Origin of the sequence: Corynebacterium sp. HMSC075F02, assembly GCF_001838335.1 — a bacterium.
GTDB lineage: Bacteria > Actinomycetota > Actinomycetes > Mycobacteriales > Mycobacteriaceae > Corynebacterium > Corynebacterium jeikeium_D.
The window spans coordinates 260,756-276,982 of sequence record NZ_KV836314.1 but is presented as its reverse complement, the minus strand read 5'-3'; the positions used below and the strand labels follow the sequence as shown (position 1 = coordinate 276,982).

General features: G+C 56.6%; 11 protein-coding genes. 1 reads left to right on the top strand and 10 read right to left on the bottom strand.

Translation table 11 applies throughout. The features are described 5' to 3' along the window. Positions 1-2 precede the first annotated feature (2 nt). From HMPREF2920_RS08840 to dapB, 7 genes are all read right to left on the bottom strand, one after another. The gene (locus HMPREF2920_RS08840) at positions 3-1,136 is read right to left on the bottom strand and encodes a TerC family protein (protein WP_070854150.1); all 1,134 of its coding nucleotides are present in this window, start codon (positions 1,134-1,136) and stop codon (positions 3-5) included. Between the two features lie 236 nt (positions 1,137-1,372). After that, a complete protein-coding gene (locus HMPREF2920_RS08835; protein WP_049193034.1) occupies positions 1,373-4,669 on the bottom strand; it encodes a DNA translocase FtsK in 3,297 nt (1,098 codons plus the stop codon). Positions 4,670-4,774: 105 nt separating this feature from the next. Further along, complete coding sequence (locus tag HMPREF2920_RS08830) at positions 4,775-5,392, bottom strand: TIGR03085 family metal-binding protein (protein ID WP_049170848.1); 618 nt, start codon at positions 5,390-5,392, stop codon at positions 4,775-4,777. Between the two features lie 89 nt (positions 5,393-5,481). Then, positions 5,482-7,563: a ribonuclease J gene (locus tag HMPREF2920_RS08825; RefSeq protein WP_070606685.1), complete on the bottom strand. Its 2,082-nt coding sequence runs from the start codon at positions 7,561-7,563 to the stop codon at positions 5,482-5,484. Next, positions 7,563-8,468 carry a 4-hydroxy-tetrahydrodipicolinate synthase gene (dapA, locus tag HMPREF2920_RS08820; protein ID WP_049170841.1) on the bottom strand — a complete coding sequence of 302 codons (906 nt, stop codon included), beginning with the start codon at positions 8,466-8,468 and terminating at the stop codon, positions 7,563-7,565. The genes HMPREF2920_RS08825 and dapA overlap by 1 nt, the downstream gene beginning before the upstream one ends. Positions 8,469-8,526: 58 nt before the next feature. Continuing rightward, on the bottom strand, positions 8,527-9,279 hold the full coding sequence (thyX, locus tag HMPREF2920_RS08815; RefSeq protein ID WP_049170838.1) for an FAD-dependent thymidylate synthase: 753 nt from the start codon (positions 9,277-9,279) through the stop codon (positions 8,527-8,529). Between the two features lie 20 nt (positions 9,280-9,299). Beyond that, positions 9,300-10,052 carry a 4-hydroxy-tetrahydrodipicolinate reductase gene (gene dapB / locus HMPREF2920_RS08810; protein ID WP_049170836.1) on the bottom strand — a complete coding sequence of 251 codons (753 nt, stop codon included), beginning with the start codon at positions 10,050-10,052 and terminating at the stop codon, positions 9,300-9,302. 264 nt (positions 10,053-10,316) lie between these two features. Here dapB and HMPREF2920_RS08805 point away from each other — a divergent pair, with 264 nt between their 5' ends. Beyond that, complete coding sequence (locus HMPREF2920_RS08805) at positions 10,317-11,705, top strand: MDR family MFS transporter (RefSeq protein WP_224433133.1); 1,389 nt, start codon at positions 10,317-10,319, stop codon at positions 11,703-11,705. A 31-nt stretch (positions 11,706-11,736) separates the two neighbouring features. Here HMPREF2920_RS08805 and galK read toward each other — a convergent pair whose 3' ends face one another. Genes galK through HMPREF2920_RS08790 form a run of 3 tightly spaced genes read right to left on the bottom strand, consistent with a single transcriptional unit; the run spans position 11,737 to position 16,117 of the window. Next, entirely contained in the window at positions 11,737-14,148 is a 2,412-nt protein-coding gene (galK, locus tag HMPREF2920_RS11060) for a galactokinase (RefSeq protein WP_083327118.1), read from the bottom strand. Positions 14,149-14,157: 9 nt separating this feature from the next. Further along, complete coding sequence (locus HMPREF2920_RS08795) at positions 14,158-14,439, bottom strand: hypothetical protein (protein WP_049189429.1); 282 nt, start codon at positions 14,437-14,439, stop codon at positions 14,158-14,160. A gap of 16 nt (positions 14,440-14,455) precedes the next feature. Then, positions 14,456-16,117, bottom strand: a complete 1,662-nt coding sequence (locus HMPREF2920_RS08790; protein WP_187400126.1) for a sodium:solute symporter family protein — start codon at positions 16,115-16,117, stop codon at positions 14,456-14,458. Positions 16,118-16,227 lie beyond the last annotated feature (110 nt).

Here is a 16,227-nt window from a genome sequence, read left to right as displayed (position 1 = left end):
GATTAACGCCCAGGCTCGTTCTTACCGGTGTGTGAACCGTTAGTTTCGCTTCCGGCCGACGTTGACCCCTCACTGACAGAAGTAGAGGAGGCGTGAGAGCCGAGGCCATCGCGGCTTCCATCATCATCGTGGTGAACACGCGGAAGGGCAATCGCACCCATGTTTTCATCACGCTTGCTCTTGAGCCACGATGCCAGGACAGTCACCACCAGAACGATGACGATGACCGCCAGCGACGCCCAGGTCGATACTTCAGGCACCGACACGTTCTCACCGCTGTTGATAAACGGCAGGTTGTTTTCATGCAGTGCGTGCAACAGCAACTTCACACCAATAAAGGCCAGGATGACACCCAGGCCATAAGCCAGGTACACCAAGCGATCCAGCAGACCGTCGAGCAGGAAGTACATCTGTCGCAACCCCATGAGAGCAAGGGCATTTGCAGTAAAGACGATATATGCCTCCTCCGTCAGGCCGTAGATAGCCGGGATAGAGTCAAACGCAAACATCACATCGATAAAACCGATGGACACCAGCGCGATGGCAAGTGGAGTCAAGTAACGCTTGCCGTTTTCCTTAACGGTCAGCTTGTCCTTGTTGTAATGGTCCGAAATTGGGACGATTCGACGCAGCCATTGAATCAGCTTCATATCCGACGGATCGGGTTCCGGCTTATCGACGGCTTCGTCGTACACCGTCTTGATAGCCGTGTAAATCAGGAAGATTGCAAACAGGTAGAAAACGTCAGACCACTTGGCAATAACTGCCGCACCAGCCCAAATGAACAGGCCTCTGAATACCAGCGCCATCGCAATACCGAACAGCAAAACCTTTTGTTGGTACTGGCGCGGAATCTTGAATGCGCCGATGATGAGTGCAAAGACAAATAGATTGTCTACGCTGAGCGCCTTTTCGGTGATATAGCCCGATAGAAACTCAATGCCTCGGTGGTGATCCCATAACAACCACACCATTCCGCCGAAAATTAATGCCAAGACTACGTAGAAAGCGGTCCAGATGCCGGCTTCCTTCATAGTTGGGTTATGCGGCGTGCGAACGTGTGCATAGAAGTCAAAGGCGATAAAACCCATGACGACCACAATGGTGATAATCCATACCAATGCGGGGACATGCATATTAAAAAAAGACCTCCGGTCGTGCGAACATGAACCGGAGGTCTCTCCTGCTTCTGCCATAGTGGCAAAAGTGACGGCACCGGGATTCGATGTGCGCAAGACGAGTCTGTGCGTCCAATCCGTGCTGACGATAACCGTCACGGGCTAGCGGAAAACATCCACTTTTACCGGGGATACTCCCCTCCACGTGTGCCGACTATACACGCAATCAGAAACGGCGGTAAGGCTGGGTCGTCCTACGCCATAGACTGATTCGGATCAGCGTCGACTACGTTTACTTCTTCCTTAGGAGCATCCTCCGGGTTTGCGCCCTTGATCATCCACTTAATGGTTTCGAGCTCCTCTGGTTTGACCAGCACCTCACGTGCCTTAGATCCCTCTGACGGTCCAACCACTCCGCGAGTTTCCATCAGATCCATCAGTCGACCGGCCTTGGCGAAACCGACTCGCATCTTGCGCTGCAACATCGAGGTCGATCCGTGCTGTGCGGTGACCACCAGCTCGACTGCCTGAAGCAAATCTTCCAGGTCATCTCCGATATCGGGGTCAATGTTGCGCTCAGCCTCAGCACTCTTATCCTCCGTGACACCCTCGGTGTAATCCGGCTCGGCCTGCGCCTTAGCTGCATCGACTACTGCCTGAATCTCTTCGTCTGTGACGAAGGCCCCCTGAAGACGTCGCGGCTTGCCTGCACCCTGTGGGATGAACAGGCCATCGCCCATACCAATGAGCTTTTCAGCACCGCCCTGGTCAAGAATGACGCGGGAGTCCGTGAGCGACGAGGTAGCGAATGCCAGTCTCGATGGCACGTTCGTCTTAATCAAGCCGGTGACCACATCCACAGACGGACGCTGCGTAGCCAGCACCAAGTGGATACCGGCAGCACGGGCCTTTTGCGTGATGCGCACAATCGCATCTTCGATATCGCGGGGTGCGGTCATCATCAGGTCTGCCAACTCGTCAACGACACAGACAATGTACGGGTACGGACGGTACTCGCGCTCCGAGCCAAGTGGGGTCGTAATCTCACCGGACTTGACCTTACGGTTGAAGTCCTTGATGTGACGGACGCGGGCGGCCTTCATGTCCATGTAGCGCTGTTCCATCTCTTCAACCAGCCACTGCAGAGCCGCCGCGGCCTTCTTCGGCTGAGTGATGATTGGCGTAATCAGGTGAGGAATCCCCTCATATGGAGTCAGCTCGACCATCTTCGGGTCCACCAGAATCAGGCGGACATCCTCCGGGGTCGCACGAGTCAGCAGCGAAACCAACATCGAATTTACGAACGCGGACTTACCCGAACCGGTCGAACCGGCAACGAGAAGGTGCGGCATTTTCTGGATGGAGTGCGAGATAAACTCGCCCTCAATATCCTTACCGAGACCGATCAGCATCGGGTCATCGTTCGCAACGGTCTTGGGCGCGTTGAGTACGTCGGCAAGCCGAACCATCTCACGGTCGTTGTTCGGCACCTCGATACCAACGGCCGACTTTCCCGGAATCGGAGTCAGTAAGCGGACATTGTCGGTCGCTACCGCGTAGGCAATGTTGGACTGCAGGTTCGTGATCTTCGAGACCTTCACGCCCGGGCCAAGCTCGACCTCGTAGCGAGTCACCGTCGGACCGCGAGAGAAACCAGTCACCGCAGCATCGACCTTGAATTCTGCGAATACTTCAGTAATCGCCTCAATCATGCGGTCGTTCGTCGCCGTACGTGTCTTGGGACGCTCACCTGGAATCAACAAATTAGTCGATGGCAGGTGGTAGTCAGATTCCGGCGTGCGTGCCGACGAACCGGAAGTACCCTCGGCATCCTTTTCCAATTCAGACTTCGGAGTTGTGGCCGGAATCTTAGAGGCATCGATACCAGAACGAGCGGCAATGGCATCCATTGTGCGGCGGGTAGCCTCAGACACTGCATCCCGCGAATCATCGACAGACGACTCGCCCTGCGGCGCGCTCGCCGGCTCTACGGCCTCAGGTTGAACAGCGGGCTGTTTCGGAGCTCGGGAATCGGAAACACAATTCCGTTCGCTGTTATTAGCTGCAGCAGCCTCCTGCGTCGGGTACTCGGAGTACTCGTCATAATCCTCGTCGACAGCGTGGTAGTTCGTGCCCCCGACAGCTGGAATAGTCGATTCTGTCTCAGCGGTGTCGCGATGTACTGCATCCGACTGAGCTTCCTCCACGTACTCAGCTGCCGGAAACGCCGGCTCCACTGGGGAAACTCGATTGGAGTGCGGTGCCCCATTCCGGACATCGAACACTGTGGTCTTTGCCGAATCGTAGTCGACATCCTCAACCTGACGGGCACGTCGCGGAGCCTGTCGGTTCCTCTGCGGCTCTTCGTCCAAAAGATCGTAGAGGTTACCGTCAGTATCCGGTTCGTCGTAAGGCGCGGGTTCGGGTGCGGATATACGGCTATCCGCGCCACGGCGGGACGCTCGGTAAGCAGGGCGACCGGTCGAACGAGACGAGGAATGTTGCGTGCGGCTGCTGTGGCTTGGGCGACGCTCAATTAGCTGCGTCGGCTGGTCAAAGTCCTCATCGGCATATGCGGTATCGGAATCCCAGCTCGCACGACGTTCCAGCATGTCATCGACATTGCCGTAGGGATCGTCCGATTCCGGCTCGTCGCCGGCACGACGCGAAGACCACTCGGAAAAGTTGAAGTATTCCTTAGTGGCATCGATAAGCTGGCGCACCGTCGCGCCAGAGAGCACCAGAGCGCCGTAAAAAACGATACCCAGCAACAAAACCACGGCGACCCACGAGGTAAACCCGGCTGCTAGCGGCGAACCGATATAACCACCAATTGCGCCACCAGCTGCACGTCGCCCCTGCCAGTCCGCAGGACGACCCGAGCCGATATGCACAATTGCGAGCAGCCCCACCACGATCAGCGAAGCTCCAGTGATGGTAGGTGTCAGACGTTCACGGCGCGGCATAGCATCCAGCATCATTAATACGGAAACAACACCGAGCAGCACCGGAAGTACAAAAGCGCCGATACCAATGAGCGTGCGCACTGCCGTTTCAATGAACTCCCCCACTGGCCCTGCCAGGTGGAACCATGTCGAGCCAGCGAGCACAATCGCCAACGCCAGCACGAGTAGTGCGAGGCCATCCTTCGATCCCGGTTCGCCACCCTCATCGAAGTCTGCGTCGAACTCGTCAGCTGGCACGGAGGCCGGTGCCGGCGGTTCAATTACATCGTCATAGCCGCTAGCTGCTTTACGACGCTTCCTACGGGGCTTCGTCGAAAAATCGGCGTCTCTTTCGCGCCGCGACATATTCTCCTCTTCGTTTCGCTTATTTTTGCGACCGCTGACCCGCCGGGCAAGACCGGCCACGCCGCGGGCAGTTTCAGTCCAGGCGCTGGCCAAGCTATTGGCCACGAACGACATGGCGCTAGGAGTGCGCTCGAATTCCTCCGTGGCGCTGTGCACGGGGTATCGCCGCGTGGCATCTGTCTCCGCAGAGCGGGAAGATCCACGACGATTGTCAGTTCTGGTTCGGCTGGTCGCAGACATGACCATTACCTTACAGCTAACACCGGATCGTTTTCACATTAGTCACACGCGTGTCATTGTTTAACAGGCGTGCTGTCGCGACCGTCCAGAACTGAGAACGTGATTTTAAAGACTGTTGCGCTTGATGCCCGATTCGTCACCGTCGATGGTGACGCGTACCTCGTCACGGCCATAGAGCCACAGCACCAGTTCCCCGACGCTTCCGCGGACAGTCACAACTGGAGCACCTTTAGCACTGTTGTCGATTAGGGTCACCGCAACTCCGTCGTCACGCATTAGCACCACGGTCGAGGTCGAACCGCGCAACATCATACGGCCGGCAGTAGTGACCAGACGCCACAGGTCCGAAACTCCGGAGGGTGGCAGCTGACGAACGGTCCAGCCTTCCTGGGCACGACGGACATCCTCGTGATGGACGAAGTTCTCCGCAGCGTTGACGTAGCGGTCTGCCCAGTTCATTGGATTCCATCGCGGAGCACCACTACCCCACTTCCCCACCACTTCGACGTAGGGCATTCGATTGACCTCAGCGGTAACAGCATCGAGGCGGTCCGAAAGCGCCTTGACGAACATCCCGCCAGCGGCATCCAGACGGTTTTCGCGAATGTACAGGTGGTTGGCAAGATCCCGGGTCGTCCACCCCTCACACAAGGTCGGTGCGTCGGGGCCGACGCTGAGCAGTAGATTAGCTAGGTCTTCACGTTCCCGTTCAGCAAAAGTCATAGCTCCAGCCTAGACCAGGCACGGAGAAGCCCGCATCCACACGGCTTTAGGTGGATGCGGGCTCTTACGCTAAACGACGCTCTAGAAACTTAGATGCTTTCGCGCGACTCCTTGATTTCCTCATCGGTGACCTCTTCGGCTGCCTCTGAGGACATCGGCACGATGGTCGGAACAACCATCGGACTGCGACGCCATTTCTGGTTAATGACGCGCTCGGTGCGGCGACGAACTTCCTGAGCCATACGGTATGGATTGTTCTCGCCACTGCCAGCCAGGTCAAAGAGAGTATCGTCAACGACCTGCTCGACGGTTGCGAGCACTTCCTTGGCGTCGTCCGAGTAACCGCGAGCCTGAGCCCGCGGCTTCTCCAACGGACGACCAGTGCGGTTATCGATGACGGCTGTGACGGTGATAAGACCACCTTCACGCATTTCAGCACGGTCTGCCAGCACGTCAGCGTCGACGTCACCCATGGTGACGCCATCAACGTAGAGGTTACCGACCGGAACCTGGCCAACTACACGAGCGCGGCCGTCAACGAGGTCGACAACCACACCGTTCTGAGCGAGGACAACGTTCTCTGGCTTCACGCCAGTGGACACAGCCAGTTCCTTGTTGGCACGAATGTGGCGCCACTCACCGTGAATTGGCATGACATTCGACGGACGGGCTGCGTTGTAGAGGAACAGCAGCTCGCCAGCAAACCCGTGACCGGAGGTGTGAACCTTGGCATCCTTGCCAGTGATAACCGTGGCACCAATCTGGGCCAACATGTTAATAACGCCGAAGACCGCCTCTTCGTTACCGGGTACCAGCGAAGAACTGAGGATAATCAGGTCGCCATCACGGACGGTGATCTGACGGTGCTCACGGCGGGCCATGCGAGACAGCGCAGCCATTGGCTCACCCTGCGTACCGGTAGTCACCAGCACGACCTTGTGGGGCGCCATGCGAGCGGCCTCGTTCATTTCCACAATGGTATTTTCCGGAGCGGTCAGCAGCCCCAATTCCTGCGCGATGCGCATGTTGCGAATCATAGAGCGACCGTTGAAGGCAACCTTGCGGCCAGCCTTAACAGCTGCGTCGATGACCGCCTGCACGCGGTAAACATTCGATGCGAAGGCCGCGACGATAACGCGCTGCTTGGCATCCATAATCAGACGGCGCAGAGTTGGAGCCAGCTCCGCCTCGGATCCCGAGAAGCCCGGAATCGTAGCGTTGGTGGACTCACACAAGAAGAGGTCGATTCCCTCATCACCGTAGCGGCTCAGCGCCGGCAGGTCAGTCGGCTTTCCGTCCGGCGGGGTCTGATCCATCTTCACGTCACCGGTGTGGACGACCATGCCGGCTCCGGTCTTAATGACGATGCCAAGGCACTCCGGAATCGAGTGGTTGACATTGAAGAAACGCAGATCGAACGGGCCACGCTGAATGTGGCTGGTGTCGTTGACCTCGATGACCTTCGGGCGCTGACGGTGTTCCTGTGTCTTGGCCTGAATCAGTGCCAGGGTAAAGCGAGAAGCAATAATCGGGATGTCCGCGCGCTGCTTGAGCAACCAAGGGATAGCACCGATGTGGTCCTCGTGACCGTGGGTGACCACGAGAGCTTCCACGCGATCCCACTTGTCTTCCATGTAGGAGAAGTCAGGCAGAATCAGGTCAACACCCGGCTCATCCGAGCTCGGGAACAGCACGCCGCAGTCGACGATGATCAGGCGGTTCTTGTACTCCAACACGGTCATATTGCGACCGATTTCGGAAATACCGCCCAGTGCAACCACGCGCAGGCCGTCCTTGGGGGCCTTCGGCGGTGCAGGAAGACGCTGGGTCAAGTCCGCACCCTGCATCGACTGGACTACGTTACGACGGTTGCCACCGCGTCCGCCACGGCCACCCCTCGAACTATTTCCGCGATTACCTCCACGGCCACCGCGACCACCGCGGGAACCGCGGTTGGAAGAATTCGAGGAACCTTGGGACTTCTTAGCGTTACCGGAGTTCTTACGCTCACCGGAACGCTGCGAGGACTTCGAGCCGTTGGATTTAGCTCCACCCTTGTCGGAACCCTTGGATGCAGAGTTATTGGACTGCTCTGCTGCAGCCACGTCGGACTCGGAAGGCGGACCAGCCTTACGAGTTACCTTGCGGGCGCGATTGCGTCCTTCAGCCACTACAGAACACCTGCCTTCCGCATAGCTTCTTCAAGCACCTCAAGCTGCTGGTCATTTGCTGCAATTTGCGGCAAGCGTGGATCTCCTATCTCAATGCCCTGCAGACGCAGAGCGGATTTAGCAAAACTTACACCGCCAAGTGCAGCCTGAGCGGCAAACAGCGGAGTCATCTTCGCGTGGGCAGCCTGCGCACCAGCAAGGTCTCCCTTGTCAAAGCAAGAGCGCACCTCAGCCAGCAGCTGCGGGGCTGCATGTCCAATAACGGAAATAAACCCGGTGGCGCCAATAGACAGCCACGGAAGGTTCAGCACATCGTCACCGGAGTACCACGCCAAATCAGTATTAGCGATAATGCCGGCGGCAGCTCCCAAATCCCCCTTGGCGTCCTTAACAGCCTGGATTCTCGGGTGCTCCGCCAACCGGTAAATGGTATCAACTTCAATCGGAATAACCGAACGCGGTGGAATGTCATACAGACACACCGGCGCCTCGGTTGCGTCAGCCACTGCCGTAAAGTGACGGTACAGCCCCTCCTGGGACGGCTTGGAGTAATACGGCGTGACGACGAGCAGCGCATCCGCGCCCGCCTCCACAGAAGCCTTTGCCAGCTCGATGGACCCGGCCGTGTCATTGGTGCCGGCACCGGCCACGAGCTTAACCTCGTCACCCATCTCTGCACGGACAGCTCGGAGAAGCTCAAGCTTTTCCTCAACCGTCGTAGTAGGCGACTCGCCGGTAGTACCGGCCAGAATGAGTGCATCGCAGCCACCGTCTACAAGATGACCAGCGAGCTGCACACCCGCCTTGACATCGAGGTTTCCGTCCTTATCAAAAGGGGTCACCATAGCTACGGCGACGGTGCCGAAAATGTCAGCACCGCGAGTTGACGCAATTCCTGTGCTCATTGTTGACTACCTTTTCTTAAAAATCTCAATCGACTATATCTTCACACTGTACGTGCGATTACCCCTCGAAGGCGTAAGGACTCGACGCGACGACCGACCCATCCTTCAGAGTGTTAATCTCAAAATCCCCAAAAGCAACAGGAGCACAGCGCTGCAGCTCCCGCAGGCAAGCCACTGCCAACTCCCGAATTTCAGCATCGGCATGCTCAGTCGCACGCATCGAAATGAAGTGGCGCCAAGACCGGAAATTACCAGTAACCACGATTCGAGTTTCGGTGGCATTGGGCAAAACCGCCCGGGCTGCCTGGCGTGCCTGCTTTCGCCGCAAGATAGCGTTGGGCTCGTCGGCCCACTTCTCTTCCAGTGCGTCTAATAACTCACCATAGGCGAAACGGGACTGATCAACCGCGCTTTCGAAAACTCGCAACAGATCCGGGTCCTCCGCAATTGCGGGAGGAACCACAACATTGTTGGAACTGGCCGGCACAAACCGCTGCGACAACTGCGAAAAGGAAAAGTGGCGGTGCCGTGTGAGTTCATGTGCACACGAGCGCGACAGCCCACGAACATAGATGCTTGCACTTGCGTGTTCAAAAAGTGAGGTGTGGCCTACCTCAAGCACATGTCGCAGATATCCCCTATTCGTCGCCGTTCGTGGATTGGGCTTGTCCCACGTTTCATAACAAGCCCTGCCGGAGAACTCAATCAATGCTTCCCCACCATCGGCATCGGTATCAAAGTCGATGTCCTCCGGCGGGAAGAAGTTGGTCGCGGCGATTAGCTGCGCCTTGAGAGTGACATTTTCAGACATTTTCAGTTAACTCCCGGCCATTAAAGTCCCAGGAACGGCTCCAGTCCCACAGTCAGGCCCGGAAAATCCTCAATCTTGCGCACACCCAGCAGAACGCCTGGTACGAAGCTGGTGCGCGAGTAGGAGTCCTGCTTGATGGTGAGCGACTGCCCTTCTGCACCAAAGATAACGGTCTCGTGAGCCACCGAACCGGTCATACGGACTGCGTGCACCGGAATGCCCTCGACCTCAGCACCGCGAGCACCATCGAGAGTTTGCTCAGTGGCGTCCGGCTGCTCCCCCATGCCGGCTTCCTTGCGAGCACGAGCAATAGCCTCAGCAGTGTGGATAGCGGTGCCCGAGGGGGCATCCTTCTTAAAAGGGTGGTGCATTTCGATAACTTCAGCGGAATCGAAGTACGGAGCGGCTAGCTCCGCCATCTTCATCGTCAGTACCGCGGAGATTGCGAAGTTCGGTGCAATAAGAACATTGGCCTCACCGGCGGCGTCGTCAAGCCAGCGCTGCACCTGATCGAGGCGCTCCTTGGTAAAACCCGTAGTACCCACGACGGCGTTGATGCCATTCTTAATGCAGAACTCAAGATTGCCCATCACAGCGTCGGGCTGAGTAAAGTCAACAATGGTCTGCACACCAGCGGTGACAAGTTCATTCAGGTCATCGCCAGAGTCGAGACCCGCTGCCAGCTCCAAATCGTCGGCGGCTTCGACTGCCTCGCAGATGGTGGACCCTACCTTGCCCTTGGCGCCAAGTACGCCGACCTTGATATTGCTCACAGCTATTGTCCTTTCCCAACGGGTTTATCTTTCTCCCTTACCTTAGAATGTGTTGGCCAACTTGTGTGCCAATGCCCCCGTCCGCTTTGCCTTTTTGTCGACTTACGACGGGGTTTTTGTTGCGCTAAGATTCCATGTCTTCGACAATTACCTATTTCTGTACCGATATATAGAAAGAGACTTCAATTGGTTTCTGAATCTGAAGATTCCGAACTCAGCCCAAGTTCGGAGGCACCACAGGCCGATGCGCCCAAAAGTGCTTATATGGCCATTTACGTGCTACTAGCTGCGGCATTCATGGCTATCTTGAACGAGACGGTCATGAGCGTCGCAATTCCCGTCGTCAAGGCGGACCTCGGAATCAGCGCAGCTACCGCAGGCTGGCTGACAACATCGTTCCTACTGACCATGGCAGTTGTCATTCCGGTCACTGGATTTCTCATTTCGGCAGTGCCGTTCCGCATTCTTTTCGCGGTCAGTCAAGGACTATTCGTCGTGGGCACTCTCATCGGTGCTTTCGCGCCAAACTTCGCGATCGTTCTGCTCGCACGCATTGTCCAAGCGTCCGGTACCGCAGTGCTGCTGCCGCTGCTGATGACCACGGTGCTCAACGTAGTACCGGAGCATGAGCGCGGGCGCATGATGGGACGAATGAGCGTGGTCATCGCTGTCGCGCCTGCTATCGGACCGACCATCTCCGGTCTCATTCTGGAGATTGCCAATAACAATTGGCATGCGCTTTTCGACACGATGTTGCCGCTCGGCCTAATTGTGCTGGTAGTGGGCGTCATCCTCGTTCCCAATATTGAGGAAAACTCCGCGAAGCCCATCGATATCCTCTCGGTGTTCCTCAGTGCCGGCGCATTCGGCCCGCTGGTGTACGCGCTGAGCCGCGTAGGCGCAGAGTTTTCGCTTATCGACGGAATCCTGTGCGCAGTCGGCATCGTGCTGTTGGTGTTCTTCATCATGCGCCAGCGCCGTTTGGCACCGCACAACCGAGCTCTGCTGGATCTTCGAACCTTCCGCACAAAGAGCTTTAGGCTGTCCACAATCATTCTGACCATTGGTTTCATGCTGATGTTCGGTGTGATCATCATTTTGCCGCTCTACCTCAATCTGCGAGGTGTCGACGTCAAGACTATTGGTTTGATTGTGATGCCTGGTCCACTGGTTATGGGTCTGATGGGACCGGCTGTCGGCCGGCTCTTTGACAGCTATGGTCCGCGCCCACTGGCAATTCCCGGCTCCATTGTCCTTGCCCTCGGTCTTTTCGGGCTCGGCTTCATCTCAGCATCGACTCCGCTATGGTGGATTGTCGCCTGCCACATCGTCCTTGAGATTGGCCTGGGGCTGCTGTTTACTCCGCTGTTCACATTCGGTCTTGGTGATCTTCCGAAGCGCCTCTACCCGGATGGCTCAGCAATCATGAACACGCTACAGCAGGTTGCCGGCGCTGTCGGTACCGCACTGTTTGTGGCGCTGTCAGCTGTTATTGCCACTGGCCTGTCCGGCACTGGTGCAGCAGCTCCTGCCGCCGACGACTTGATTCGTGGCTATAGCATTGCGATGTTTACCGCCGCGGGATTTGCCGTGGTGCTAATCTTCCTCACCACGCTGCTCAAGCCGCAGCGGAAGAAGATTGCATTACAGTAGCCCCCCCCAAGACCGGGGGGGGGAATACCGCCTAAACTAGGCGGCTTGCTCCCGGCCCGGGATTTCCAACGAAAAACTCCGGTTCCGGCATTCCTCTGTCACGGAAGGCCGACGCAACTGCATTCGCTGCAGCACTGACACGGTCGTGTGGCAGCAGCGCAATGGCACTGCCGCCAAAGCCACCGCCAGTCATTCGGGCACCAAGCGCCCCCTGCTCAAGCGCTACGTCCACAGCAAGATCCAGCTCTGGACAGGAAACTTCGTAGTCATTCCTCAGCGAAAGATGGCTTGCCACCATCAACGTGCCAAAGGCCTCGAAGTCCCCCTCGGAAAGCTTTTCAATCGCCTGTGCCGTCCGGTCAATTTCGGTAACAACGTGACGTACTCGGCGCGCCACGGTATCAACCCATTGATCCCTATCTGCCTCAGCTGGGACGTTCTCCTTCGCCCAATTGATAGCAGCACCAACTGCATCATCCAGACCGCGGAAATCAGATACCCCAAGACCATTTGTCACGGCATCGATGATTCCGCGACGCGTCGCATACTGACCATCCGAGAGACTATGCCGAACGTTGGTGTTGATTACCAAAACCTCTAGGTCCTCGTCTGCGAAAGCAGCCTTTACAAGCTGGTCAGAACTCTTCGCAAAATCAATCACCAGTGCGTGGTTTTCCTTGCCCTTGATGGAAATACGCTGATCCAGACCGCCGGTAGAGGCACCAATGACCTCATTTTCTGCGCGGATAGCCGCCTCAACAATTCCCTGCTGCTCTTCATCGTTTGGTGCGCGCCCGTGGATGAGCTCAAAGGCTGCAACGCCGACAGAACACTCCAGAGCGGCGGAGCTGGAGAGCCCGGAACCGATCGGAACATCGGAGGAAATCGCAATGTCAAGGCTTGGACAATCCGCGGGCAACAGCCCTGCCTCACGCATAGCCCAGATAGTGCCAACTGCGTATCCCGTCCAATTTGCAGGAGAGTTCGGACCGACATCGGACATTGCGATAGCAACCGGCTTGTCACCGTCTGCGACGTCGTCCTTGTCCATCAAGTCCGAAACAACTCGCACTGTCCACGAGTCACCAGCAGCCTGGGCACCCACCGCTGCGAAAGTACTCTGTGCCAACGCGAATGGCAGACAGATACCACCGGCATAATCGACATGCTCGCCAATCAGGTTGACTCTGCCTGGGGCGCGGAAGACGCCCTGTGGTTCCGAACCGAAACTGCGGCGGAATTGCTCAGTTACGTCAGATACCGCCTGTTTATGGGAGCGAGTGGGAAGCCAGCGAGTCTGGCCAACTTCCCGGAAGCGGTCAGCGATTGCCTCCGGGGTCGTGTCCGAAATCCAGGCTCCTTGCCCGGACTCTGAACCCGCGAGGAACTTCATGCGTCCTGCAGAGCGCATCATGGAATAGAGCTGCAGGTGGAGGCGGCCAAACTGGTGATCCTCGCCTACCGGAGCTTGGTTCCATGCTGCGATGTACGGCGTTTTGTCGATGCCGGGGAAGAATCGGTCAATACGTCGCAGCAGGTCAAGGTACATTGCTGTCAGTTCGTCCTTCTCCGCATCGGTCAGCTCCTGAAAACTACCGACAGCGCGGTTAGCCATAATCATGACTTCGACTGGCCACTTAGCTGCAGCTGGGACGAATGCGGTGAAGTACTCCCCTTCTGCGATGATCCGTCGACCTGAAGCCTTTTCGGCCTCCAGGACATCCTCAAAGAGGTCACGACCGGTGGTTTCGAAGTGGGCTTTCGCGCGTGAAACAATGGCTGCCGCACGTGGGGGCAGATACGGGTACGAGTAAATCTGCCCATGAGGATGCTGCAGCGTTACCCCAATTTCCTTGCCCCTGTTTTCAAAGGGGAACACCAACCTCACACCTTCGAGCTTGCTGAGTTCCGCAGTGCGGTGCGCCCACGCTTCAATAACGGTGCGAGCACGAGTAAAGGTCAGATCCCGGAAGGAGTCCGAAACATTCGGGGTAAAGCAGACAACCTCACACCGAGCCAAGGCCGGCTTCCGCGGGAAAATCTCGGCGCCGTCGACAGTTTGGGCAAAGTCATCCGGAACTTCCATGTGCATGGAAAGCGAAGGGAAGCGGTTTTCAAAAACCACCACGTCGTAGTCACTGGCAGGCACCTCTGTGGGAAGTTGTCCCGGCAGCGTCGGAGCTAGTGGGTTCTCACCAGCAGGAGGCATAAAGGTGCGGTTCATGCGGTGCGCCGCGTAGCAGTACCACTCACCCGTCAGCGGATCTTGGCGCAGCTCCGACTCCGTAATCGCCTGTGGCAAATCACGTTCGTCGGTTAACTTTCGAGTCTTTTTGCCCGAGACATAGTCCGGTTCATCGTCGAAGTAGATTAGCTCGCGACCGTCGGCAAGCGTAGTGCGCGTTACCGAAAAAGCGTGAGAATGCTGGTCATCGGTTGTCATTTTTACTCCTTATGATTCTTCGACAACCGTTGGGCGCAGTTTTGCCCAGGTATAGAAAACGATTGCAAAGAGAAGCAGGGCTATGCCGCTGTACAGGTTATACATCGGCTCTTTGGCAACACTGGTCTCCGGGTTAACTCCAGGATCGAGGAACAGCCACGACAGCAGCAAAATGATGCCGTAAAGACCAAGCAGCGCCCCAATGACATTGCGAATGTCAAAGGCACCTGCTTTCTTATTACCCGTGCTGATAGTCGCTTCTACAGTTGAATTGTTGTGTGTCCGTGACATGATTTCTCACTAGCTCCTATGCGAAAACGATGTTAAGAACTACGGCCATCACCAGGCACAAAATACCCAGCGGAACAGTTCGCTGTAACAATGGCAGCTCTGCCTCAGCAGCGTCTGTGAAGTGAGCCTTCGGCGTGACGGACTTGACGAAGCCCACCAGCTCCTCATCGGGTTTCGGCGTTGTCATGAGCGAAACGACCACAGCCACCACAATATCGACGACGAATGCCACGGAGGCGGCAGCGAACGCAGTGCCCTGCCCCGGCAGCTCAAAGATAGTTGCGTTTGCCGACGTGAACTCGGAGATGTACCAGTACAAAATCGCAGCACCCGTTCCTGCGAGCAGAGACGTCCAACCTGCTGTCGGCGTCATGCGCTTCCAGAACATACCGATAAGGAAGGTAGCGAACAACGGTGCGTTGAAGAAGCCGAATAGCGTCTGCAGGTAGTCCATGACGTTGCCGAAATTATCGGCAATCAATGCGGTGAACACTGCGATGCCGGTCGCGCCAATGGTAGCGATACGACCAACCTTGAGGTAGTAATCATCTGCTCGATTTTTGACGACGTAGGTCTGCCAAATGTCGTAGCTAAAGACTGTGTTGAACGCGGAGATATTCGCCGCCATACCTGCCATAAAGGCTGCTAGTAGCCCTGCAATAGCGATGCCCAGCAGGCCGTTGGGAAGCAAATCTCTCATTAGGTACAGAATTGCGTCGTTAGGCTTGGCAGTCTGATCCATGATGGGTGCGACAGTCGCGCCGGCGATCATGCCCGGCAGCACCACGATGAACGGAATGAACATCTTTGGAAACGCGCCGATAATTGGAGTCTTGCGTGCGGCCGACAGCGAATCGGCTGCCATGGATCGCTGAACCTCCACGAAGTTCGTTGTCCAATAGCCAAAGGACAGCACGAATCCCAAACCGAATACCAATCCGATGACTGAAACTACCGGGTTGTCAAAACCAGAAATATCCGTGCCCGGCCAGGTGTGGAAGTGCGATTCAGTGGCAACTTTTTCCTTAAGCCCCGACCAGCCGCCGACGCTGTGCAGACCGATTAGAGTCAGTGGCAATAGAGCTGCGACAATCACGAAGAACTGAAGTACCTCGTTGTAAATCGCTGCGGACAGTCCGCCCAACGTGATGTAGGACAGCACAATGACTGCAGCGACGACCAATGTCAGCCACAGTGGCCAGCCGAGTAGCGCATTGACCACTTTGGCCAGCAGCAAAAGGTTGATACCCGCGATGAGCAGCTGCGCGACGGCGAATGAAATCGCGTTGACAAGGTGCGCTCCGGGACCAAAACGACGCAGCATGAATTCTGGTACTGAGCGAACCTTGGAGCCATAGTAAAAGGGCATCATGACAATGCCCAGGAACACCATGGCGGGAACCGCACCAATCCAGAAGTAGTGCATGGTCTGGAAACCGTATTCCACACCATTTGCGGACATACCGACGATTTCCACTGCGCCTAGGTTGGCTGAGACGAACGCCAACCCTGTCACCCAAGCCGGCAGTGAGCGCCCAGAGAGGAAGAAGTCAATGGAGCTGGACACTTTGGCTCGTGCAGCCCAGCCAATGCCTAGGACGAATAGGAAGTATAGGGCAACAATGGAGTAATCCACCCATGATGCCTCGAGCCGTAGGGCTGATTGCGCCACTATCACGACGGCCTCCTCACAATTAGGGAGTCAAAACGTATTCAGGAAATGCACGAATTGGGATTTCTTTTTCTCGGCACCTGGCTGGTGCACGCCCATCAAGGCCGTGAAAGTGG

Bases quoted from the DNA above. Each gene is read 5' to 3' on its own strand.
- HMPREF2920_RS08840 (WP_070854150.1), bottom strand. From the start codon at position 1,136: ATGCATGTCCCCGCATTGGTATGGATTATCACCATTGTGGTCGTCATG.
- HMPREF2920_RS08835 (WP_049193034.1), bottom strand. From the start codon at position 4,669: ATGTCTGCGACCAGCCGAACCAGAACTGACAATCGTCGTGGATCTTCC.
- HMPREF2920_RS08830 (WP_049170848.1), bottom strand. From the start codon at position 5,392: ATGACTTTTGCTGAACGGGAACGTGAAGACCTAGCTAATCTACTGCTC.
- dapA (WP_049170841.1), bottom strand. From the start codon at position 8,468: ATGAGCACAGGAATTGCGTCAACTCGCGGTGCTGACATTTTCGGCACC.
- thyX (WP_049170838.1), bottom strand. From the start codon at position 9,279: ATGTCTGAAAATGTCACTCTCAAGGCGCAGCTAATCGCCGCGACCAAC.
- HMPREF2920_RS08805 (WP_224433133.1), top strand. From the start codon at position 10,317: ATGGCCATTTACGTGCTACTAGCTGCGGCATTCATGGCTATCTTGAAC.
- galK (WP_083327118.1), bottom strand. From the start codon at position 14,148: ATGACAACCGATGACCAGCATTCTCACGCTTTTTCGGTAACGCGCACT.
- HMPREF2920_RS08795 (WP_049189429.1), bottom strand. From the start codon at position 14,439: ATGTCACGGACACACAACAATTCAACTGTAGAAGCGACTATCAGCACG.